Source organism: Carnobacterium pleistocenium FTR1 (genome assembly GCF_000744285.1).
In the GTDB taxonomy this organism is placed as follows: Bacteria; Bacillota; Bacilli; order Lactobacillales; family Carnobacteriaceae; genus Carnobacterium_B; species Carnobacterium_B pleistocenium.
Genome location: NZ_JQLQ01000002.1, coordinates 2,402,361 through 2,425,007 on the forward strand (window position 1 = coordinate 2,402,361; position 22,647 = coordinate 2,425,007).

26 protein-coding genes and 1 other RNA gene are annotated in these 22,647 nt (G+C 36.1%); 9 read left to right on the top strand and 18 right to left on the bottom strand.

All coding sequences use genetic code 11. From position 1 onward, the window contains the following. Window positions 1–209 precede the first annotated feature (209 nt). Together proB and BP17_RS11750 are read left to right on the top strand one after the other, a co-directional pair. The gene (gene proB, locus BP17_RS11745; RefSeq protein ID WP_156956036.1) at window positions 210–1,031 is read left to right on the top strand and encodes a glutamate 5-kinase; all 822 of its coding nucleotides are present in this window, start codon (window positions 210–212) and stop codon (window positions 1,029–1,031) included. 18 nt (window positions 1,032–1,049) lie between these two features. Beyond that, on the top strand, window positions 1,050–2,294 hold the full coding sequence (locus BP17_RS11750; protein ID WP_035054602.1) for a glutamate-5-semialdehyde dehydrogenase: 1,245 nt from the start codon (window positions 1,050–1,052) through the stop codon (window positions 2,292–2,294). Window positions 2,295–2,450: 156 nt separating this feature from the next. Here BP17_RS11750 and BP17_RS11755 read toward each other — a convergent pair whose 3' ends face one another. Continuing rightward, window positions 2,451–2,888: an Lrp/AsnC family transcriptional regulator gene (locus tag BP17_RS11755; RefSeq protein ID WP_035054604.1), complete on the bottom strand. Its 438-nt coding sequence runs from the start codon at window positions 2,886–2,888 to the stop codon at window positions 2,451–2,453. 251 nt (window positions 2,889–3,139) lie between these two features. Between BP17_RS11755 and BP17_RS11760 the strand changes: the two genes are divergently transcribed. The 4 genes from BP17_RS11760 (at window position 3,140) to BP17_RS13780 (ending at window position 6,852) form a co-directional block, all read left to right on the top strand. Then, window positions 3,140–4,570 carry an aspartate ammonia-lyase gene (locus tag BP17_RS11760; RefSeq protein ID WP_035054606.1) on the top strand — a complete coding sequence of 477 codons (1,431 nt, stop codon included), beginning with the start codon at window positions 3,140–3,142 and terminating at the stop codon, window positions 4,568–4,570. 258 nt (window positions 4,571–4,828) lie between these two features. Continuing rightward, on the top strand, window positions 4,829–5,953 hold the full coding sequence (locus BP17_RS11765) for an NAD(P)/FAD-dependent oxidoreductase (RefSeq protein WP_035054608.1): 1,125 nt from the start codon (window positions 4,829–4,831) through the stop codon (window positions 5,951–5,953). 317 nt (window positions 5,954–6,270) lie between these two features. Beyond that, window positions 6,271–6,714, top strand: coding sequence for a PepSY domain-containing protein (locus tag BP17_RS11770; protein WP_035054610.1), 444 nt, complete (start codon window positions 6,271–6,273; stop codon window positions 6,712–6,714). A 9-nt stretch (window positions 6,715–6,723) separates the two neighbouring features. Further along, window positions 6,724–6,852, top strand: coding sequence for a hypothetical protein (locus BP17_RS13780; RefSeq protein ID WP_269544545.1), 129 nt, complete (start codon window positions 6,724–6,726; stop codon window positions 6,850–6,852). A gap of 191 nt (window positions 6,853–7,043) precedes the next feature. On the opposite strand, the gene BP17_RS11775 is transcribed toward BP17_RS13780, so the two are convergent. Then, complete coding sequence (locus BP17_RS11775) at window positions 7,044–7,844, bottom strand: hypothetical protein (RefSeq protein ID WP_035054612.1); 801 nt, start codon at window positions 7,842–7,844, stop codon at window positions 7,044–7,046. Window positions 7,845–8,066: 222 nt separating this feature from the next. Here BP17_RS11775 and mscL point away from each other — a divergent pair, with 222 nt between their 5' ends. Next, window positions 8,067–8,477, top strand: a complete 411-nt coding sequence (gene mscL, locus BP17_RS11780; RefSeq protein WP_035054614.1) for a large conductance mechanosensitive channel protein MscL — start codon at window positions 8,067–8,069, stop codon at window positions 8,475–8,477. Between the two features lie 114 nt (window positions 8,478–8,591). Here the strand turns inward: mscL and rsmI are convergent, their stop codons facing one another. The 14 genes from rsmI to ffs all read right to left on the bottom strand — a co-directional run bounded on the left by rsmI (window position 8,592) and on the right by ffs (window position 19,143). Then, complete coding sequence (gene rsmI / locus BP17_RS11785; RefSeq protein WP_035054616.1) at window positions 8,592–9,470, bottom strand: 16S rRNA (cytidine(1402)-2'-O)-methyltransferase; 879 nt, start codon at window positions 9,468–9,470, stop codon at window positions 8,592–8,594. Continuing rightward, window positions 9,448–9,804 (bottom strand): GIY-YIG nuclease family protein, encoded by a 357-nt coding sequence (locus BP17_RS11790; RefSeq protein ID WP_035054618.1) that lies wholly within the window; start codon window positions 9,802–9,804, stop codon window positions 9,448–9,450. Before BP17_RS11790 ends, rsmI begins: the two co-directional genes overlap by 23 nt. After that, window positions 9,791–10,543 (bottom strand): tRNA1(Val) (adenine(37)-N6)-methyltransferase, encoded by a 753-nt coding sequence (locus BP17_RS11795; protein ID WP_035054620.1) that lies wholly within the window; start codon window positions 10,541–10,543, stop codon window positions 9,791–9,793. The genes BP17_RS11790 and BP17_RS11795 overlap by 14 nt, the downstream gene beginning before the upstream one ends. Before the next feature lie 92 nt (window positions 10,544–10,635). Beyond that, the gene (locus tag BP17_RS11800; RefSeq protein WP_035054623.1) at window positions 10,636–11,622 is read right to left on the bottom strand and encodes an NAD(P)H-quinone oxidoreductase; all 987 of its coding nucleotides are present in this window, start codon (window positions 11,620–11,622) and stop codon (window positions 10,636–10,638) included. 175 nt (window positions 11,623–11,797) lie between these two features. After that, window positions 11,798–12,142 (bottom strand): initiation-control protein YabA, encoded by a 345-nt coding sequence (locus BP17_RS11805; protein WP_035054625.1) that lies wholly within the window; start codon window positions 12,140–12,142, stop codon window positions 11,798–11,800. A gap of 55 nt (window positions 12,143–12,197) precedes the next feature. After that, window positions 12,198–13,184, bottom strand: a complete 987-nt coding sequence (gene holB / locus BP17_RS11810; protein ID WP_035054627.1) for a DNA polymerase III subunit delta' — start codon at window positions 13,182–13,184, stop codon at window positions 12,198–12,200. Window positions 13,185–13,196: 12 nt separating this feature from the next. Then, a complete protein-coding gene (locus tag BP17_RS11815; protein WP_035054629.1) occupies window positions 13,197–13,526 on the bottom strand; it encodes a cyclic-di-AMP receptor in 330 nt (109 codons plus the stop codon). 23 nt (window positions 13,527–13,549) lie between these two features. Next, entirely contained in the window at window positions 13,550–14,185 is a 636-nt protein-coding gene (gene tmk, locus BP17_RS11820) for a dTMP kinase (protein WP_035054631.1), read from the bottom strand. Window positions 14,186–14,288: 103 nt separating this feature from the next. Next, window positions 14,289–15,716, bottom strand: a complete 1,428-nt coding sequence (locus BP17_RS11825; protein ID WP_035054633.1) for an aminotransferase class I/II-fold pyridoxal phosphate-dependent enzyme — start codon at window positions 15,714–15,716, stop codon at window positions 14,289–14,291. A gap of 26 nt (window positions 15,717–15,742) precedes the next feature. After that, window positions 15,743–15,979 carry a YaaL family protein gene (locus BP17_RS11830; protein ID WP_035054635.1) on the bottom strand — a complete coding sequence of 79 codons (237 nt, stop codon included), beginning with the start codon at window positions 15,977–15,979 and terminating at the stop codon, window positions 15,743–15,745. Window positions 15,980–16,013: 34 nt separating this feature from the next. After that, complete coding sequence (gene recR, locus BP17_RS11835; protein ID WP_035054637.1) at window positions 16,014–16,610, bottom strand: recombination mediator RecR; 597 nt, start codon at window positions 16,608–16,610, stop codon at window positions 16,014–16,016. A gap of 99 nt (window positions 16,611–16,709) precedes the next feature. Then, window positions 16,710–17,024 (bottom strand): YbaB/EbfC family nucleoid-associated protein, encoded by a 315-nt coding sequence (locus BP17_RS11840; RefSeq protein WP_198022534.1) that lies wholly within the window; start codon window positions 17,022–17,024, stop codon window positions 16,710–16,712. Between the two features lie 27 nt (window positions 17,025–17,051). Then, window positions 17,052–18,881 carry a DNA polymerase III subunit gamma/tau gene (gene dnaX / locus BP17_RS11845; RefSeq protein ID WP_035054651.1) on the bottom strand — a complete coding sequence of 610 codons (1,830 nt, stop codon included), beginning with the start codon at window positions 18,879–18,881 and terminating at the stop codon, window positions 17,052–17,054. 175 nt (window positions 18,882–19,056) lie between these two features. Continuing rightward, window positions 19,057–19,143, bottom strand: an RNA gene (ffs, locus tag BP17_RS13325) — signal recognition particle sRNA small type. Window positions 19,144–19,313: 170 nt separating this feature from the next. Here ffs and BP17_RS11850 point away from each other — a divergent pair. Both BP17_RS11850 and BP17_RS11855 read left to right on the top strand, forming a co-directional pair. Beyond that, window positions 19,314–20,063: an ABC transporter ATP-binding protein gene (locus BP17_RS11850; protein WP_035054653.1), complete on the top strand. Its 750-nt coding sequence runs from the start codon at window positions 19,314–19,316 to the stop codon at window positions 20,061–20,063. Continuing rightward, window positions 20,056–20,805 carry an ABC transporter permease gene (locus tag BP17_RS11855; RefSeq protein ID WP_051910535.1) on the top strand — a complete coding sequence of 250 codons (750 nt, stop codon included), beginning with the start codon at window positions 20,056–20,058 and terminating at the stop codon, window positions 20,803–20,805. The genes BP17_RS11850 and BP17_RS11855 overlap by 8 nt, the downstream gene beginning before the upstream one ends. 165 nt (window positions 20,806–20,970) lie before the next feature. On the opposite strand, the gene BP17_RS11860 is transcribed toward BP17_RS11855, so the two are convergent. Then, window positions 20,971–21,849: an ABC transporter substrate-binding protein gene (locus tag BP17_RS11860; protein ID WP_232219623.1), complete on the bottom strand. Its 879-nt coding sequence runs from the start codon at window positions 21,847–21,849 to the stop codon at window positions 20,971–20,973. Then, on the bottom strand, window positions 21,846–22,604 hold the full coding sequence (locus BP17_RS11865; RefSeq protein ID WP_035054655.1) for a polysaccharide deacetylase family protein: 759 nt from the start codon (window positions 22,602–22,604) through the stop codon (window positions 21,846–21,848). Before BP17_RS11865 ends, BP17_RS11860 begins: the two co-directional genes overlap by 4 nt. Window positions 22,605–22,647 lie beyond the last annotated feature (43 nt).

The window sequence follows — 22,647 nt, forward strand, 5'->3', positions numbered from 1 at the left end:
GGTTAATCGATTTAAATGATTTATCAACATTAACAAATATACAGCCTTTCTTCTTTTATCTCTTTAGTTTGTCTCTTAAGTCAAAAGCCAGAAAAAATAGTTTTTTACCTTAGAAACTGGTAGAATAAATGGAATAGACTGTCTTACTGATTAATGAACAAACTCATTAGACTAAACCGAATTTTTTAGGGTTATTAAGTATAGAATGGATGAAAAAAATGACGACTACTTCTCGACAATTATTATCTTCATGTAAACGGATAATTGTAAAGGTTGGAACCAGCACGATCATGTATGCCAATGGTGCCATCAATTTACAACGTTTAGAAAAATTAGCTTTTGTTTTATCTGATTTAAATAATCAAGGAAAAGAAATTATTTTAGTCTCTTCTGGAGCTGTAGGGGTCGGAATTTCTCGCTTGCAATTAACCGAACGACCAAAGACCATCCCTGAACAGCAAGCTGTAGCGTCAGTGGGTCAAACTGAATTAATGAATTTATATAGTAAATTCTTTTATGGCTATGGCCAAATTATCGGCCAAGTTTTGATGACCCGCGATATAATCGAGTTTCCAACTAGCCGACTAAATGCAATCAACACCTTTGAACAGTTGCTTGTAAAGGGTATCATTCCTATCGTAAATGAAAATGATACTGTTGCAGTAGATGAACTAGATCATTTGACTAAATTTGGTGATAATGATCGCTTGTCTGCTATTGTTGCTGAAATTACTGATGCTGATTTATTGATTATGTTATCAGATATCGATGGTTTTTATAATAAAAACCCCGGTGATGAACCAGATGCAGTTCTTTTTCACGAAATTCATGCTGTCACAGATGAGTTATATACTCTTGCTGGTGGAAAAGGATCACGCTTTGGAACTGGCGGTATGTCTAGTAAACTAGTAGCTGCTGATCATATCTTAAAAAACACTAGCCGAATGGTATTGGCTAATGGTGAAGATCCTACAATTATTTTTGATATTATTGCAGGCAAAGAAATCGGAACATTATTTTCTGCCAACTAAATTAGAAAGGGTGTCTTTATGGAAACCTTGATTCAATTAGGTGAAAAAGCAAAGAAAGCGGCTCGCTCACTTGCAAAAGCTACAACATCTGAAAAAAACGAAGCCTTAAAATTAATGAGCCAAGCTTTGATCGATCATACAGAAACCATCCTCACAGCAAATGCATCAGATTTAACTAATGCTAAAGAAAATGGGATATCAGAAAATATGGTAGACCGTTTGATTCTAACGGAAGAACGCATTCAAGCAATGGCTGATGGTATTATTGAAATAGCTGATTTACCAGATCCAATCGGAAAAGTCGATGGCATGTGGAAAAACGAAGCTGGTCTAACGATTGGCAAACAACGCGTTCCTTTAGGCGTTATTGGAATCATTTATGAATCTCGTCCAAATGTGACCACTGATGCTGGATCTTTATGTTTTAAAGCTGGCAATGCGGTTATTTTACGCGGTGGTAAGGAAGCTATCCACTCAAACAAAGCATTAGTCCGCGTCTTGCAAGATGCACTTAAACCAACTCTATTTCCTTCTACCGTAATTCAATTAGTTGAAGATACGACACGTGAAAGTTCAACAGAAATGATGCGATTAAATCGTTACTTGGACGTTTTGATTCCTCGCGGCGGCTCAAAATTGATTCAAACAGTTATGAACACAGCTACAGTACCCGTAATTGAAACAGGTACTGGAAACTGCCACGTGTATATTGATAAAGATGCCCAATTGAAAATGGCATCTGATATTATTGTTAATGCCAAATGTTCTAGGCCTTCCGTATGCAACGCTGCTGAAACGTTGTTGATCCATGAAGATGTAGCAGAAACTTTCTTACCCGTTATCGAAAAAGCATTGGCTCCTTGGAATGTTGAATTAAGAGCCGATGAAAAAGCTCTTTCTTACTTACAAAAGGCCGTTCCGGCTACTCAAGAGGATTGGGAAACTGAATTTTTAGATTTCATTTTAGCTGTTAAAGTAGTTTCCTCTTTAGATGAAGCAATTGAACACATTGATCGCTATAGTACGGGTCACTCTGAAGCAATCGTGACCGATAATTACGCTGCTGGTCTTCAATTTCATCGTGAGGTAGACTCTGCTGCTGTTTACATCAATGCCTCTACTCGTTTCACAGATGGTTTTGAATTTGGTTTTGGTGCCGAAATTGGGATAAGCACTCAAAAGTTACATGCCCGTGGCCCAATGGGTCTAAATGAATTAACTTCATCAAAATACATCATTTTTGGAGAAGGTCAAATTCGTTAGAACAGGAATTCAGTCAAAAACAGATGGACACAACCTAGTCTCACACCAAAAAAGCTCACTTTTCTATTGAAGAGTGAGCTTTTTTGGTTCAATCTATATTTGGAGGCGAAATTGATGTGAAGTTGCCAATTTTTTTGCTTTATTAACCTTTTCACCTTATTCTTCTAATTGGATCCCCCTAGGCTCTACGCTAGTTGAAAAAACAATTTGCGTAGAGGTTTTACCAAACTGTTGAAGCTCGCCAATAAATTTATCCAATTCAACAGTACTTGGAAAAGAAACCTTTAAAAGCATCGAATACTCTCCAGTTACACAATTACATTCTAATATATTTGGGCATTCCTTAACAAATGGATAAAATATAGGTTTTTGCTTAGGACTTAATTCGAGATTTATAAAGGCTGTAATATGATAACCGAGTTTATGTAAGTTTACTTGAGCAGCATAACCTGTAATAATCCCCTCTTTCTCAAGACGAGAGATTCGTGCAGAAACGGCTGGAGAAGATAAAAATGTCTTAGCTGCAATTACTTTCAATGATGCTCTTGCATTATCTTCTAGTAGTTGAATAATCTGTTTATCAATCCTATCCATTTTATCCCTTCCTTTTCAAAGAATCATCTTTATATTAAAATTATACAGAATGAAGAAGACATTTCAAGTCAAACCTTTCCTCTACTTAATAAAATAAAGTTTAATAAGGAATATTAGGACTTTTATAATTTCAAAACAACCTATACCAATTAATTGTTTTTTTCTTTTTGATACCCATTTACTCCCTGTTTCAAGCATGGTATCTTTTTAATTATATTTAAACAATACATTGAAGGAGCGTGACAAAGACCATGCATACACGAATAGAATTTGACTCAATTGGTAGCTTGCCCGTTTCATGTGAAGCTTATTATGGAGTGCAGTCTTTAAGGGCTAAAAATAATTTTTCAATATCTGGAGAAATGATGCATCCTACCTTCATAAAAAAATTAGCTATTATAAAAAAAATAGCTGCTATTACTAATTATCAAGAAAAAAATCTATCCTCTACTATTAAAGATGCTATCTGCAAAGCAAGCGATGAAATTATTGCCGGAAAATTTCAAGCTGATTTTATTGTCGATACTATCCAAGGAGGTGCCGGAACTTCTGCAAATATGAATATGAATGAAGTTCTTGCACACCGAGCTAGTGAAATTTTGGGCGGAACAAAAGAAACTTATGATTTGGTTCACCCAAATGATCATGTTAACTGTTCTCAATCAACAAATGATGTTTTTCCAACAGCTGGAAAACTAACGGTTCTTGAACTTATGCCACAACTTATTTCGAGTCTTTTATATTTAGAAGAATTGTTGGAACAAAAGTCTATTGAATTTTCGGACGTCATTAAAATGGGCAGAACTCAATTACAAGATGCAGTTCCTACAACTTTGGGGCATTCTTTCAAAGCCTATCATTCTGCTATTCATCGCGATATTCATCATTTAATTGCCATCATGGGTGAAATGCATACCCTTAATATTGGTGCTACAGCTATCGGAAACGGCATAAATGCCTCTTCCGGTTACTCCTCGATTATTGTCAAAAATCTTGCTTCTGAACTACAGCTTCCCTTAAAACAATCTGATGATCTGTACGATGGCACTCAAAATGTGGATGGATTTGTTCGCGTTTCAGGAGTCGTAAAGACAGCCGCTGTCACGCTCTCAAAAATGTGCAATGATCTTCGATTATTATCTAGCGGCCCCAAAGCAGGATTTGGTGAAATTAATTTGCCAGCTAAGCAAAATGGCTCATCCATCATGCCTGGAAAAGTCAACCCAGTCATTCCTGAGGTTGTTTCTCAAGTCGCTTTTCAAATTATCGGTAATGATGTGACTATTACTATGGCTGCCGAATCCGGTCAACTCGAATTAAATCCATTTGAGCCTATTATTTTCCGTAATCTTTTCAGCTCTATTGAACTGCTAACTAATGCTGTAATGACATTAGCAGATAATTGCATTAGTGGAATCACTGTCAATGAGGCACATTGTCGGAACCAAGTTGAGCAAAGTCCTGGGATTGCCACTGTTCTTTGTCCGTTTATCGGCTACAAAAAAGCAAGTGAAGTAGCCAAGGAAGCCTTAACAACCGGTAGCTCTATTCGACATATCCTGATTAAAAGAAACTGGCTAAGTGAAGAAAAAATCGATGAAATACTTAATTTAAGAAACATAGCTGAAGGAATCATCCCGTCAAATGATGCCAACTTTAGGGTGCTGACAGAACTGTATTAACGAGTAGCAACTACCAGTGATCATTATTGTTTATAAACAGAATCATCTAAGGTTTTGGTTTTATGAGTAAAACTCATTTATTAAAATTTGAATTTGCTTTATACTTATTAAGGTTACCGTTCTTTTTATTGATCTTGGACAAGTTAACCAAAAGTAGTATAAAGAATTTTTATAAAACGTAATCTACCTCATGCAATATTAGTGCTTAAATATAAATTAGTTCATACATCTAGTTGCATACGAAAAGGATGAGAATCAATGGCCAAAACAAAAAAAATTGCAGTAGTTGGTGGTGGTATTGTAGGAGCTACTACTGCCTTTTACCTTAGTCAAAAAAATTATACAGTGGATATTTACGATGATGGTGTGGGACAAGCTACTTCTGCTGCTGCTGGAATCATCTGTCCTTGGTTATCTCAGCGACGAAACAAAGAATGGTACCAATTAGCTTCTAAAGGAGCGGCTTTTTACCCCCAATTGATGCGGGATTTAAATGAACCTCTTGATGATTCAGATATTTACCAACAAGTAGGAACACTTGTCTTCAAAAAAAAGGCAAGCTTACTAGAAAAATTAGAGAAAATAGCTCTTAAACGCCTTGAAGATGCTCCAGAAATGGGAGAGATCTCACTTCTATCTCCCAAAGAAATCAAAGCTAAATTTCCATTGTATGATTCAGAAGAATCAGCTTTATTTGCTTCAGGAGGCGCACGTGTCGATGGTTCTCTATTGACCAAAAAGCTAATTGATCAAGCCATCTCAAATGGTGCACATTATTATCCTGATAAGATAGCTCTATCTCAAACCAATTCAACTAACTATCTTATCCGCTCTACCACTCAGGAAAAAACTTATGATACAGTTGTTTTAGCAGTAGGAGCATGGTTACCTGAATTACTCGATCCACTTCATTTAGCTGTCGATATTCGTCCTCAAAAAGGACAACTGGTCCAGCTTCATTTACCAGAAGATATGTCCCAATGGCCTGTTATTATGCCAGAGGGTGAAAAAGATATTATTCCTTTTGCAAATGGGAAAATAATCGTAGGAGCTACACATGAAAATGATTGCGGCTATGACTTAACACCTACTAAAGAAAAATTAAACCTTATGTTAGAAGAAGCGATAGAGCTTGCTCCCGGATTAAAAAATGCTACCATTACAGGAATTCGCGTAGGGACGAGAGCCTACACTTCTGATTTTGCTCCATTTTTTGGAGTAGTTCCCGATCACCCCAACCTTTTAACAGCTAGTGGTTTAGGTTCATCTGGGTTGACTTTTGGGCCTTTAATTGGTCATATGCTAAGTCAAATTATCTCAGGCGACTCTACTGACTTGCCATTAGCTGATTACCCTGTTGAACGTTACATTAAAAGAAGCTAGCAAAATAAACTGAACTGTATAAAGTAACCACTAAAAAGTGGAACTTTATCAGTCTTTTTTTGCCATGATCCAGGGACTATGTTACCAGATATTAAAAAGATTATTATTTATGCAGAGTAATTTTTTAATTAAACGTGTAATCTATTAATATTTGCAATTTTTCCAGTTTATAAATCTCCTGTTTACACTCATCACTTCCAGGTACGATAACCCCAGTCTCCAAACCTATTCTTTGAATTTAAAAAAACAATATACAATAATAATGATGCAATCGGTCACAAAAAAGATAGGAAGAGTGGGAGAAAGGAAGATGACAAATGTATAAAAAAGCTGCATTGTATTTGACAGCATTATTTAGTTTAGGTTTACTATCAGCTTGCGGGACAAATGAAGAAGATTCTTCATTGAGCAGTACAGCTTCAAGTGTAACGAGTTCAACTGTAAGCAGTGAGACTGCCCAAAACAGTGACGCAACGGAAAATGTCGGTTCTCCGCTTGGGATCAATCCAGTTGTCTTCAATACTTCTTTCGGTACCGCTATCAGCATGTATTTTGATACCTTCCCTGATTCATATATTGAATCAGTTGCAATGGAAGAAAATGATGATGGACGATACGAGTACAAAATTGATGGTTTTGATAGTGAAAATGAGTACGATCTGACCATTTATGCTGACAACGGATCTATCCTTAAACAAAACCAAGAGCAAAACGAAAATGGTGACCAAACGAAATTGATACTAGAAGATCTGATTACATAAAGCGCAGCTATGTCTACAACACTTGGAGAAAGCTTTACGGCTTCTGTCAAAAGCTTGAAGTTGGAAACAATAGACGACAAGCCGGTCTACACAATCAGTATCGATAAAAATGTCGATGAGGCCGAATCATCTGACTAATCAGAAGTCTTGATCAATGCTGAAACTGGAGAAGTAATTAAATCAGATTGATTTTTTTCTCCTGTTAGAGTTTTTTCATGCAAAAGAGCTACAAGAAACCCAGATCTGGTTTCTTGTAGCTCTTTACATTTATTAGCTGATTCTCAAAAAGAAACAGTATAACTCTGTCATAAATATTAGCTTATATAAGCTTACTCTGTCACTACTTTGTATTCACCCGTTAATGGATCCATCTTTTGTAACTCTTTTGTTGTTAAATCATATTTAAACATCCCTACCATATTTGAAATTCCTACACCATCTACTTCGTGTGAATGGCGGATTTCAATAGTATATGTTTGTTCATCTGTTTTAGTTGCATAAAATTGATTGTCTTCTGCAGCTATCCCAGAAATTGCAACTACTTGGTTCAATACTTCCGTCATCTCTTCTTCTGGTGTTGCTTGTGTTGTTTCTTTAAGTACTTCTTCTACTTCAGCTTCTTTATCGCTTATCCAAGTACTAATTTCATCATCTGATACAGTATTAATGTCTTTCCCTGTTGCTTCTGTAAATTCAGAATTCGCTAAATCTGATGTCCGCTCTGTTTTATAAGTTGATTTTTCTATGATTGCGGTAGCTTCTTCATCAGCTTGTGCTTCTTCAGCTTGAACAAGATTGATTTTTTCTTCCAAGCTTACAGCTTTTATTTTAAGTTCCTCGTACTGTGACAAGTCATTTTGAAGCAATAGTCCAATTGTACCAGCTGCTTCATCATATTTTCCAGCATCATATTGAGCTAATCCATCTGTATAAATTTCGTTATATTCTTCTTGCAACGAAATTTCTTCCGTTGAAGATTCTTCTGCTTGTGAAGACGTTGACTCAGATACAACTGATTCAGCTTGTATTGTTTCAGTTGATGTTCCTTCTTCTCCATTATTTGTTCCACAAGCACTTAATACCAATAGACCTAAAGAGATGATCATTAGATTACTCCACTTTTTCTTCATTTCTTTTCCCCCTTATAAGACTTATTTTCTTCTTCATTATACCTTATTTTATCCATACTCCACATTAATTTTCATAATTTCATACTTTCTGTCTTGAATTGATCTTAAAAAGAATCATTTTAAAATTCATCCATAAAGGTGGACTATAAAAACGTACTTCTGTTATAGTTGGGTTTGCTTTAGCTAATGCTAGCTAAGTTTATTTGTAAGGAGGAGAAAAATATGAAAAAATTTATGGATGAGTTTAAAGAATTTGCCTTTCGTGGAAATGTTCTTGATTTAGCCGTGGGGCTTGTCATTGGTTCTGCATTTACTGGCATTGTTACTGCTCTTGTAAACTACATTATTATGCCCATTGTCGGTATTCTGTCTGGTGGAAAAGATATTCAAGGATTATCGATAGAAGTTGGCGGTGCTACCTTAGCATATGGCGCTTTCTTGCAAGCCGTTGTTGATTTCATTCTGATTGCATTTGTTATTTTTATTTTCATTAAAATCATCAATAATGCAGCGAATAAATTCAAAAAGACAGAAGATATTAGTGAGGAAATTGAAATTCCAGCAGCTGAAAAATACCTTAAAGAAATTCGTGATTTATTAGCAGACGATAAAATAAACCATGACGATCACTAATTACTAATTAGATTCACTGTGTTAACCCACGTAATAGTACTACTAAAAAATAGCTACCCTCTTTTCGGAAATACTTTTCCACAAAGAGGGTAGCTGTTTTTAGTTGTCTTTATGTTAAAATTCATGAAAAGCTGCATAGACTTCTTGCTTTTTTAAACCTCTTAGTTTAGCTACTTCTTTAATAGCGTCTTTACTAGTAAATGCCATTTCAGTGATCATCAAATCAACGTGTTCCTTTAAAGACAAGCTTTCCCAACTTGTATCTTCTTCTGCTAAAAGTGATCCTGCACTATTTCCTTCAACGATCAAACAAAATTCGCCTCTTATTTCATTTGTCATTGACCATTCAATTGTTTCTTCAATCGTGCCTCTTATAAATTCTTCGTATCGTTTCGTCAGTTCGCGACAACAAACGATCCTTCGATTCATTCCAAAAACGGTTGACATGTTTTTTAAAACCTCTTTTAAACGATGTGGCGATTCATATAAAATAATCGTTTCAGGTCGATGATTCAATTCTTCTAAAGCCATTATCTGGTCTTTTTTCTTGCGCGGTAAAAAACCAAAAAAGTAAAAAGGCTGTGGGCTTATTCCAGATGCAACTAGTGCAGTTAATCCGGCACTCGCTCCTGGTAAAGGAATGACCGAGATTCCAGCTTGAATACAGGCTACAACTAACTCGTGTCCAGGATCACTAATAGACGGCATTCCTGCGTCACTCACTTGTGCAATTGTTATACCCGCTTCTAATTTTTCAATTAATTGAATAATTCTTTCTTGTGTATTGTGCTCATGAAAGCTAATTTGAGGTGTTTTTATTTCATAATGATTTAGTAATTTTTGAGTCGTACGTGTATCCTCAGAAGCAATCAAATCGACTTCTTTCAGTAACCTTACTCCTCTAAATGTCATATCCTCTAAATTTCCAATAGGAGTGGGGATAAGGTATAAACTTCCACCCTGAGTTTGCTCAAAACTTTTTTGACTCTGCATTTTTTTCACCTTCCTTTACTTCCATTTTTTGCATGATTAATAAACAAGGCATTGTTGTTTGAATAGGAAATTTAACACCCTGATTTATTAAATAATCTAGTTTGTTTTTCCTTGTTTGTTTCTTAAAAGCATATTCCGCTTTTGTAGCTTCACTTCTAGTTCCATAGCCCTCAGCATAAAATAGCTTCACGGGTCTTCTTGTTTGTGGCTTTGTATATTTAGCTCCGGCTCCCTGATTATGTTCCAGTTCTCTTCTCGTAAGATCCGTTGTATATCCACCATAAAAACTTCCGTCCTGACAATACAAGACATAAAAATAACTAATGGATTCCATAGAGCATCTCTCTCACTTCTGGCAAATAATCATTGGCTTCACTGTAAACAAAAAGTGGCGGTAAAACGCGAAAACCTGCATCTTTTCCATTCTTTATGCCTTCAATTAATAATGTGTTAGCTTCTTTTCCGTCTTTAGGATAAACTAAACGCATTTTTTTAGGAGCAATCTGATACTTTTTCATTGTTTCTAAGATCTCAATCAATCGATCTGGCCGATGAACAAAATAAGCTTTTCCATTCATTTTTAGTAACTCACTTGAGACCCTCATGACCTCATCCAGGTTTGTTTGCAGCTCATGTCTGGCGATAGCCAAATGGGAATTAGGATTCTTTATACTTTTTTCTCCCACAGCAAAGTACGGTGGGTTACACGTTAACGTATCTACCGTATCTTTTTTAACCCACTTAGTCGCATCACTTAAATCTCCATGTTTAATAGAAACTTGATCTGCTAAATCATTCATTTGAATGGTTCTATTGGCCATATCAACTAATCTTTCTTGTATTTCAATTCCAATAATAGAGCTGCTTGTTTTTTGACTGAGCAACAAGCCGACAACGCCATTCCCTGCACATAAATCAACAATTTTTGCACGATCATGTTTTGCTGGTTGAGCAAAATCTGCCAGTAACACTGCGTCTAATGAAAATGAAAAAACGGACGGACTTTGGATAATGGATAAGTTATGACTGAGCAATTGATCCATTCGTTCGTCACCTTGCAGCCACTGATTCATTATTGACACTTCCTTCAATTATAATCATTTTTTACTATACCATATGGTGAACTGCTTTAACATGAAATAAGTAAAACCAACTCTCACCAAATTTAATCTTCGACCTTCAAAATAATTTTCCCACTATTTTTATTATCTTCCATATAACGATGAGCTTTTGCTGCGTCATCTAATAAGAAAACAGTATCTACAATCGGCTTGATCAAGTCTTTTTCAAAATAAGGCATAACATGTTCAACAAACTCATTCGTTAATTTTGCCTTATAGTCATCACTTCTAGAAGTCAAAAGAGTTCCTTTTAACGTAATTCGTTTTTGTAGTAACTTGCCTAAGTTGATATTTTCAACTATTGCCCCACCCAATACACCAATAAGTACCCAGCGTCCATCTATTTTCAGACTCGTTAAATTTTTTTCCCAGTATGAAGCACCGATAAAATCTAATATTAAATCAACGCCCTTTTGCTCTGTATAATTCAAAACAATCTGATCAAACTCTTCTTCTTTATAATTGATCACTTTATCTGCGCCTAATTCTTTACAAAATTGCAATTTTTCATTTGAACCAGCTGTTACGATAACCCGTGCCTTAGTCATTTTTTTTGCCAATTGAATCGCTGCCGTTCCCACACCGCTGGCTCCTGCATGAATCAAAACAGTCTCATCTGGCTTTAACTCTCCTAACCAGTATAGTGTTTGGTAAGCTGTTAGAAAAACTTCTGGAATCGCTGCTGCTGATTCAAAACTCATATTATCTGGTATACGTATAGCTCGATTAGACGGCATAACGACATACTCTGCATACCCACCATGATTTACTAACCCTGCAACACGAGTCCCAGGAACCAATTGGTTGTCAGAATTGTTGCTATTTTCAACCACAACTCCTGCGACCTCAACTCCTAATATTGGATAAGGCTCAGCCAATTGTTTGTTTTCACGTGTCATAATATCTGTCCTATTTACAGCACTTGCTTTAACTTGTATCAAGAGATCTCCTTCATTAAGCTTAGGTATCGTATATTCTTTAATTTCTAATTGTTCAGAATTACCCGGATTTTTGATTGAGATAGCTTTCATTACTTTTATCGACTCCTTATTGTAGCTTGAATTTTACTCCTTTAATTGAATTGTATCTTCTGAATTTTTTTAAGACTAAGTAAATCAATAACTTATTAATCAAAATAATGGTAAATAACAAAAAACCTGTAGCCATTTTCATTACGGTTACAAGTTTTTTTATCAAATTCATGTTTTATCTTCTTTCACCATAAATAACATCTAAACAAAAGGCACATGGTTCATCATTCACTCTTCTTGAACCGTAAAAAACATTGCACACATGAAACCCATCTTCATACAACTTTTCAAGATTTAAACGTGATTTACTCATTTCTGGTTCTACAACTTCCTCATCTGATTGTTGCTGCTTTTCAAGATCACTCAAACGGTCTCTCAAGTGTTGATTTTCAATGCGGAGAGTAGCGTTTTCTTCGACTAATGTTTCAACCTCTTTTTTAATTTTAGAAATCTGGTGGAGAGTTGTATCAGTATCAAGTTCTATTTGAGTAAAACTATCATATAAAGTTTTTTTGTCCATCCATTTTTCACCCACTCTTTACTATGATCATTGTTTTAATCATCTTTTATACCTTTTATTTTATTAATTGTAAAACAAGCTGTTCAAAAACACCTTGCGCATTGACATTGCTTTCTAGTTTTTTACGACTAAGTAAGACGGATTCAATAGCTTGTATTGTTCCTTTTCCCGTACCTACTGCTTTAATGTGATCAAGTTCTTTTTGATAACGTGCATAAGCCAGTACATCAATTGTGTGATAGTGCATCATCAATACATCTCGGTAGGCCAATAAAATCAAATCCAGCAATCTTCTGTGTGCATCGCGATCTTTAAAATGAGGCATAATAGTCGTCTGTACATAAATAAAACTTTGACTATCTTTATTTGTAATCAGTGTAAACCATTTCCAAGCGATTGTTTTTGCCTCTTGAAACCACTCATTTCCATTCATTTCGAGTGCTTCTTCTACACTATTAGTCAATTGTACCAATAAAGAAGCCTGATTAATAGAAAGTCCTTTAGTTTCGAGCTCTGCCATTAATTTTTTTTTAGTCAACGATTGAAAATGAATCAGTTGACACCTAGATAAAATAGTTGGAAGAATCCGTTGCTTAGCGGTAGTTAATAAAAAGGCCACTGCGCTTCCTTCAGGTTCTTCTAAGAATTTAAGTAAACTGTTTGCCGCACCGGTGGTCATTTTTTCAACATCTTCGATAATAAAAATCTTTTGGTGACTTTCCACACCACTTTTTGAAAATTCAGCTTTTAAATTGCGAACTTGTTCTACTTTTATAGATAAGCCATCTGGTATAATTTCAATTACATCCGGATGTTGATGTTCAAAGACTCGACGACAATTTTCACAACTTTCGCAAGGAATATTTTCTGACCCTTTTTGGCAAAGCAAACTAGCTGCTAGCCATAAACTCAGCTCTTTTTTTCCTGCTCCTGAAACACCTTCAAAAAGGTACGCATGAGCCAATTGTTTCTGCTGTACTGTTTTTTTAAATTGTTTGAACAATATAGGCTGTAGCCAATTTAATTTTTCTTCGATATTCATCACGACCCGCTTTTAAAATTGTTGAAATTGATCAACAGGCAATACAAATACAGTAGCTCCACCAACTTGAACTTCTACTGGATAAGGCATATTTGTTTCCATTGAAACATCTACGCTAACAGGAGGAGTCATAAATTGTTCTCTTGATTGGCAATTTCTACGAATAAGATCTAATACTTCATCTATACGTTCTTCTTCGATTCCTATAATAAATGTTGTGTTGCCAGCTTTTAAAAAGCCTCCTGTTGTTGAAAGCTTAGTTGCTCGTATTCCCGCATCTACAAATTCATTCGACAAACGTCCTCCATCTTTATCTTGGACTATAGCTAATATTAACTTCATTTAAAATCAACTCCTCTTCCTTTTTATCCTGTGATGTTTCTAATAATAACTTGATAACAATCTTCAACAACTTTTTCTAATTCTTGACTTGCATCGATTTGAACGACTCTATCAGACTGTTCTTTTGCAATATCTAAATAGGCAGACCGAACTTTTTCATGAAACGTTAATGTCTCTTGGTCTAAACGATCAAACTGACGATTTTTCTTATTTTGATTGATCCGTTCCAAACCTAAATGTGCCTCTATATCTAAGTAGAGCGTTAGGTCAGGAGAAAGATTTCCTGTTGCAAATTGATTGATTTCTGCTACTTCAGAGACACCAATACCACGAGCCACACCTTGATAAGCCAATGAACTATCTACAAATCGGTCACATATAATTACTTTTCCGGCTTCTAAAGCTGGAATGATTTTTTCTATTAAATGCTGCCTTCTTGCGGCTGCATACAATAATGCTTCTGTGCGTATGTCCATTTCAGTGTTCTCTGGATTTAAAATAAGTTCACGAATTTCTTCGGCAATCCGACTGCCTCCAGGTTCTCTTGTTGCAACAATCTCTTGTTGAACTGTTTTAGCTAGCATTGGAATAAGTTTTTTTATAACGCTAGTTTTCCCTGCACCATCTGGACCTTCAATTGTAATAAATATTCCTTTCACTATTCTAAGCCCCTTACTTCTTCTTCTAGCTTTATAGCTATTCTCATTATACTGTATCTATGTCTGACAGTCTAATGGCTTTTACCCATTGCCAACAATAGCGTCAATCCTTTTCAGAAAAGACAGCAAGCTCCATACTATTTCCAAGTCCAACAACTCTCACCGACTGGCCTAAATAATCCTCCAAACATCTAATCTTCTCAATTGTTAGTCTTTCACCTTTCAATACAAAAGGGATTCCTGGTGGATAAGGCGTGATATTTTGTGCTGTAATTTTTCCTTCAGCTTTTGCTAAGGGAATTTGTTCAATTGTTCGACTTTTTTGAACCTCATAGCCTAAGTCTAGTTCTGAATAAGGTGCAATCAACAATGCCGTTTCCTTGTTATCGATCCATTCTTCTTTATACTGTATCAATTTTATAGTGAATGGTTTGCTAATTTCTGTTTCTTGCTTCAGAAGTGGAAACGTCAGTAGTATCGTAGTTTGATCCGTCTTTTCACCAAAGATGCCTTGTTTTTCTAATTGAGTAGCTAATGCTTCACCGCTATGATTTACCCAAGAAACCCTCACTTTTAACGGATCACTGCTTTGAAAGATTTTTAGACCCGCATTTTCAAATTGATTTTTCCATAAATCACGGTATTCTATCGTAGTTTTCAAGTCTTTTTCATTAAAAAATGCTAAAAAGTAACGTGCATACTCCAGCGAAAGCATCAGTGGGTAAGATGGACTGCTAGATTGGAAGATGTGCAAATAATAGTTAACTTTATTTTTCAAAGAAAGTGAGGCATGTCTTCCGATATGCAGATAAGCTGTCTGGGTAAAAGAAGGCAACATTTTATGTGCAGACTGCACGACCACATCTGCCCCTAAATCTAATGCCGAAGCAGGAAAAGGGTCTCCTAATGTAAAGTGCGGTCCATGGGCTTCATCTACTAAAACTAAGCACTTCCTTGTTCTAGCATAATCTATCAACTCTTTAAGAGGGTAAACCATTCCATCATATGTAGGGTACGTTACGATCAACGCCTTAACAGATGGGTACTCCTCAAATGCTTCTTCTAACCTTGCCAAAGAAATTCCCAAAGGTGTCGTATTTGATTGAGTCATTTCTGGTGTTAGAAAAATCGGTCGCAGTTCTGCTAATTCTAATGCATGAATAACCGATTGATGACAACTTCGATCAACAAATACCTGGTCTCCTTTATTCGTTGCACCCATGATCATGGCTAAATTGCCCACGGTTGAGCCATTTATTAAATAATAGCTTTTACTGCTACCATATAGTTTACTTAGCAATTCTTGACTTTCTTTTAAAATACCAACCGGTTCATGTAAATAATCCAATCCTGAAACTTCCGTTTGATCAAAAGGAAGCATCGAGTGAAAAGAAGCTAACGATTCATCCCAGTTTATACCGTTTTTATGTCCAGGAACATGAAAAGAGACCTTTTCCTTCTTTTGATGTTGATTTAAACTATCAAATAGAGGGCGACGATGTTGTTCTGCACTATTTTTTTTTTCATTCATCCTCGCTCCTCCTTAATTTTTGATTGCTATAATGTTTCTAAAGTTGATGTATCCCCTTTAATATGCCTTTTTTTGGCCTCTTTAAATAAATAGAAATACTTTGCTTCTGCTAATTTTGTTTGAGCAAATAATAGGCTATCTTTTTCAATGACCGAATACTCAATCTTTTTTGCGTATTCCCATTTCCCTTTTGTCTCTATCATTAATTTTAGCAAGGCTGCATCGTACTCTCTTCGTAATGCGTATTTCTTCTTGAACAGCATTATTCCAGCCTCCCTTCCTTACTACTTACTTTTTCTAAAGTTCTCTACGCCCTTCAACTGCTTTTAACAGGGTGATTTCATCCGCATACTCAATATCGCTTCCAACTGAAAGTCCATGAGCCAAACGCGTTACTTTAATTCCTGCTGGCTTGATCAGTCTAGATAAATACATAGCTGTTGCTTCACCCTCAGCAGTCGCATTTGTAGCAATAATCACTTCATTGATTTCATCAGACTGCAATCGTTTGATCAAACTCGGTATGTTGATGTCTTCTGGACCCGTTCCTTCTATTGGAGAAAGAACTCCTTGTAATACATGATACAACCCATGATACTCACGCATTCTTTCTAAAGCTATCACATCTTTTGGATCTTCTACAACTAAAACAACACTTCTATCACGTGATTTATCTTGACATATTTGACACGGATCTTCTTCTGTAATTTGGCCACAAATGGAGCAATAATGAAGATCTCTTTTTGCGCTGATCAACGATTTAGCAAAATCCGTTACGTCTTCTTCGCGCATATCAATCGTGAAAAAGGCTAAGCGAGCAGCTGTTTTCGCCCCAATTCCAGGTAGTTTCATATAGCTGTCCATTAATTTTGATATCGGTTCTGGATAGTGCATAGTCATTTCCTTTCTTATCCGTTATACAGGAATTATAGGATTCAAAAAACGGGACCCACAAGGAATCCCATCTTTAGTCATTATCTACTTCGTTGTGGTTTAAAGGCCGGGAATTCCTTTAGTGTATTTCCCCATGACAGCTTGTGTTTCTGCTTCTACTTTTTCTAAAGCATCATTCGTTGCCAAAATAATTAAATCTTGCAACATTTCAATATCATCAGGATCAACAGCTTCTGGTTTTATAGAAATATCTTTCATTTTCTTTTCTCCAGTCAACGTTACAGTGACCAAATCTCCATTAGTTGTTCCATTAAATTCTTTTACATTTAAATTCTCTTGAGATTTCGCCATTTCTTTTTGCATTTGTTGCATTTGTTTCATCATACCTTGCATATTTCCCATTCCACGCATCAATTACTCTTCCTTTCAATTGGTTGATTTTTAATCATTTCTTACTTCAACATTTTTTTCTCCAAACATTTCCATCGCTTCTGTTACAATCGTTTCCTCTTCATCTGGCTCTGGTAGAGCCGTTTCTAAACTAGCTAAATTTTCTTGTTCAAAATCAAAGTCCACTTGGATCTCATCTTTACTACCAGAAGCAGAAGGGGAAGACACTTTTTCTACAGGGGCTTTCTTCACTAATGTTTTATTTTGTTTCAGAAATTGTTCTCGAATAATTGGCCATTGCTCTGCTGGAACACAGATCATTTGCGGCGAATGCCCGACTAAACGTCGTAGATTTTCACTGATAGCTTCAAGCAATTCGCTATCATTTGTAGCCTTTTGACACAAAATATCATATTCGAAAGAAACAATCAAGCCATTAGGACTTGCCGCAACTGGTGTTGAAGCTTTCATGATGGCTCGTTGCGTGACCGACAGCATATTCAACAAGTCAGGCCAAATATCAATCAATTGGGCTAAATTTTCTTTTGTCGCTTCACTTAATAATTTGTGAATCATCGTCGTATTTGTTTTAAATTGGTTGTTTCCTGGTTTAGAAACTGCTTTAGGTGCTTTTTTAGATGGCTGAGGCGTTCCACCATTCTTGGCAAGCTTTTGCAGTTGCTTTTTCATTTCTAGGAGTTCTTTTTCCATATCGGTAAACTTTTGCTGTTCAACTTGTACACTATTATTGTCTACTTTAGACTCTTCAACCGTTGCTCTACCTGCTGAACTAGCAACAGCTAATTGAGTCAACTTCACTGTGGAAACTTCTAAATAAACTTCTGCATGATTTGTATATCGCATTTCTTGTTGAGCATCATTTAAAATCCTAATGACTTCGTACAACTGCTGAGCTGTAATCGTTTGACTGAGTGCTTTAAACCCTTCGTCAACATTTGCACCTTCCAATAAATCAGTCATCAAAGGAGCTTGCTGGTAAACCAATATATCACGGCTGAACAAAATCAAATCTTCCACAAAACGACTGGCATCTTTGCCTTCAGCTAAAATACTTTGCAAAAGAGATAAACCTTTTTCGGTATTGGAGTGAATAATAGCATCAAAATAATCTAAAACTAATTCTTGTGTCAAACTACCGGTAACGCTCATGGCATTTTCAACGGTTACTGAATTATCTCCATATGAAATGGTTTGATCCAATATACTTAATGCATCACGCATACCGCCTTCAGCAGCTCTAGCAATGACCGTTAAAGCCTCTTCTTGATACGTTATTTTTTTTTGATTTAGAATATATGCCATTCGTTCGCAACTATCGCGCACACTGATACGTTTAAAATCAAACCGTTGCGTTCTAGAAATAATGGTCAAAGGAATTTTATGCGGCTCTGTTGTAGCTAAGATAAAGACAACATTTTTTGGAGGTTCCTCTAACGTCTTTAGTAACGCATTAAAAGCTCCAGTTGTTAACATATGAACTTCGTCAATGATGTAAATTTTATAGTCTGCGCTAGTCGGTGCATATTTTGCTTTATCCCGAATATCTCGAATTTCTTCTACCCCATTATTACTGGCCGCATCAATTTCAATTACATCATTTAATTGACCATTAGTAATAGAAAGACATGTTTCACACTCATTACAAGGTTCTCCGTCTTTTATATTGGGGCAATTAATAGCTTTAGCAAAAATTTTAGCTGCACTCGTCTTTCCTGTTCCACGAGGCCCAGTAAACAGATAAGCATGGCTTGTTTTTTCTTGTGCCAAAGCATTTATTAACGTTTGTGTAATGGCTTTTTGACCTGCAATATCTTGAAATTTTTGGGGACGCCATACTCGATAAAGTGCTTGATAACTCATGCATTTCTCCCTTTCTTGAACCGTTCGTAATTACTCTCTATTATACGTTATTTGAGGCGGAATTTAAACAGTTAGTCAAAGACTCTTTTGAGTTTCAACCATCTAACTCCATTAGATAATAAAATAAAAAGAAACCGCTGATTTTTCAATAAGCGGCTTCTTTTTATTTTATTATATGTACGAACGGCACATGACGGAACATTCTTAGTGCTGCTTCCTTCCGGATCTGACACGATTCGAAAGTCTATCATTGCCGTACGACCTTTCGGCACTTCCTATTATAACGGATTAATGAATAAAAAGCCAGTATTTTTCTAAATTAAGTAAGTGGACTGTTCTAATGGTTAAATCAGTAGTCATTTTTAAAAGTTGTTTGAATATCGAGACTAAAACTTTTATAATGGAATCGACTACTAAAAGGGAGACAGCTGAATGATTAGAAACGCTATATTTGTGAACAAGTTAACTTGTTCGTTTGAAAATAAAATTGTATTGACTGACATTTCTTTTGTTGTTCCATCCAACTCTACATGTGTCATCATTGGACCCTCCGGTTGCGGGAAAACAACTATTCTCCATGCTTTAGCCGGATTCATTAAACCTGTCAGCGGAGAATTAAAAATAAATGATGTTCCAGTAACCGATTTTCCTGCTCATACTGGAATCATTTTTCAAGAATACGCTTTGCTCCCATGGTGTACTGTTTTCGATAACGTAGCGTTGGGGCTTAAAATAACTCATCACAGTCCTAGCAGTATAAAAAAAAAGACCACCCATCTTTTAAAAGATTTAGGCCTTTCAAGTCTCGCTCAATTTTATCCTTCTCAAATTAGTGGTGGGCAAAAGCAACGTGTAGCGATTGCCCGAAGTTTAAACTTAGATCCCGAGATTCTTCTCTTAGATGAAGCTACTTCGGCATTGGATGCCATGACCAAAGAGCAATTGCAAAATCTGATTCTAGCGATTCATCAAACAAAAAAGACGACTCTTTTGCAAGTGACTCATTCTATCGAGGAAGCCGTATTTTTAGGGGAACAAATCATTGTTATGAATCAAAGCGGAATTCATGAAATTATACATAATCCTTTAGTTGGAAGTGAAAATAATCGTAAAAACCTGGCCTTTTACGACATGTGCTTAAGGGTTCGAGAAAGTCTAGAAAGTGGGACACAACATGTCTAAAAAGAAAAAGATCTCTTTAGATACTTTTATTGGTTTGATAGGCTTATTTTTAGTTTGGGAGTCGCTTTATTTTGTCGTGGCGCATCCAGTTATTCCAGAGCCGATTAAGACAATTGGTTTATTTATAGAAGTGTTTCCACTACTGCTCCCTCATATCTTTAGCAGTTTATTCCGCATCTTATCAGCTATCGTTATTTCTTTTATGATTGGTGTGCCTTTAGGTATTTGGATTGGAGCTAGTAAATGGGCAGATCGTTTATTATCTCCTTTACTGTACTTTATTTACCCTATACCGAAAGTCGCATTTTTACCAGTCTTTATGCTGGTTTTTGGTTTAGGCGATGCTTCAAAAATCAGTTTAGTCGTCTGGATCATTGTCTTCCAACTGATTCTATCCGTGCGCGATGGCATAGCCCAAATTGACCAGTCTTATTATCAGGTCATGCGGATGATGCATGCAAGCAAATGGCAGACCTTTCTCTACTTGCTCTATCCAGCCATTCTCCCACAAATCATTAGTGGGTTGCGTGTTTGTATTGGGATTGCAGTAGCTTCACTATTTTTTGCAGAAAATTATGCTACGCAATATGGTCTCGGTTATTACATCATGAATGCTTGGTCTGTCATTGACTATTCGCAAATGTTTTGCGGCATACTAGCGCTTTGTTTAGTTGGTTTTTTGTTATTCAAATTGATAGATCTGCTAGAATGGTTTTTGACGCCATGGAATAAATCGATGTAACCCCAGACTAAAAACGCCTCGAATCCACCTGGCTCTCTTAATAGAGTTGGTTGAATCTGAGGCGTTTTGTTATTCTTTCAGCATAGAAAAATCGGTCAATTCTTCATATCTATAATCTTTGCTGATCATTTCTTTTTCTTTAGTCCATTCTTCGATACTAGCATATTATTCTTTTGTAACGGCTGTTGCTTTAGTGTAATCTTCTTCTTTATTGGCTAAATAGTCGCCCATTTCTTTAGGAAAATTATACTCATCTAAAATCGTACTGTATTCAACTGGATCAGTAGTATTCATATACTCAACTGCTTTGTCGTACGCACGATAAAAAGCAGCAATCTCAGTAGATTTTTCTGCTACACTCTCATCGCTAAACAGAATCGTTCCACCTTTGATGCCATACTCTGATGAACTTGCCAATACATGTGCCCCATTTACTTTAAGAGCTGTAGCTTGAGGTTCCGTAAAGATGACCGAATCAATTTGATTTTCTAATAATGCTTCATACCTCGCCGGGATAGAAGGAATCGAAACCACTTCATAACCAATCTCATTTTTAGCAGCTATTTCATCCATAATATATTCAAGTAAAAATTTAGGTACTAATGAAACATCTTTACCATCTAATTGTTTGATATCTGTGATCCCTGAATCAGGTGAAGACAATAATTTGAATTCCTCATTAATGTCAGACGTAATCGTTAAATCGATTCCACCTTCTCGGAATGAAAGAGCCGTCATTACATCTGCGATCATTCCATCCAGTTCACCAGATTGAGCAGCTGCATTGCGGTCATTTGGCGAACTAAAAGGAGTGATGTCTACAGCTACATTTTCATCCTCAAAATAACCATTCTCTTCTGCTAATATGATCGGAATAGCTGATTCTGCAGGCAATGTGCCAAATCTAAGTGGCTCATTCATATTTTCCGAAGAGCTATCTTTACTAGTTTGAGCAGTCTCGGCATCCGTTGAACAAGCTGCCAAACCGATTGCTGCTATTACTACGAATGTAATGACTAGTAGCAGTCTACCTAATTTCTTCATCTTCTCGTTCCTCTTTCCACAATGATTTTAAATTCTTCTAATGTACAATCAAGCATCACCGTATCGCGGTGTAATTCTAACAACGGTGTACTTTTTGTATTTACCCCTGGAACTGTAGTAAATGCATACTGGATATTGATTTCAGCTAAGCGTTTTGTATCCTCAGACGAAAAAATTCCAAACGGATAAGCAAATATATCTGGGTGGTTCACGTATTTTCCGCATATTACTAAATCTTCTTTCAACTCTTGTAGAGAAGTTCGTTGCATTTCAGTCGTTCCATCAGAGTATCGCTTATGTAAGTTAGTTGTATGATTAGCAAATTCAAATACATCTTTCATCTCTTCAAGTTCAGCTTTACTCATAACTAGCGATACTGTTGTATCAAATATTTTTTTCTCTTGCGATAGCCAACCTAATACCACAAAACTGACTGCATGGAACTGTAATTCTTTCAAAATTGGATAGGCGTACTTGTGCACTGATTGAAAAGCATCATCAAATGTTAGTAAAACTGATTTTTCTGGAAGCTGGATTCCTTTCTCGTAAAAATCTTTTATTTCTTGAAGCATCAAGGTATGGTACCCTTCACTTTTCAAAAATTCCATTTGTAGTTTAAAGTTATTAATATAACTAAAAAGTACTGTCGGTAAAGCATCTTGATAATCTTGTGCAACCGAAATAGTGGATGGATTCAAAACATCCACGTCACCTTGTTCTCGAAATTCATGGTACATCAAAACATTAAAAGTCATCATTATCTCCTTTTGTGAAAATATTCACTTTTATTACTAAAAA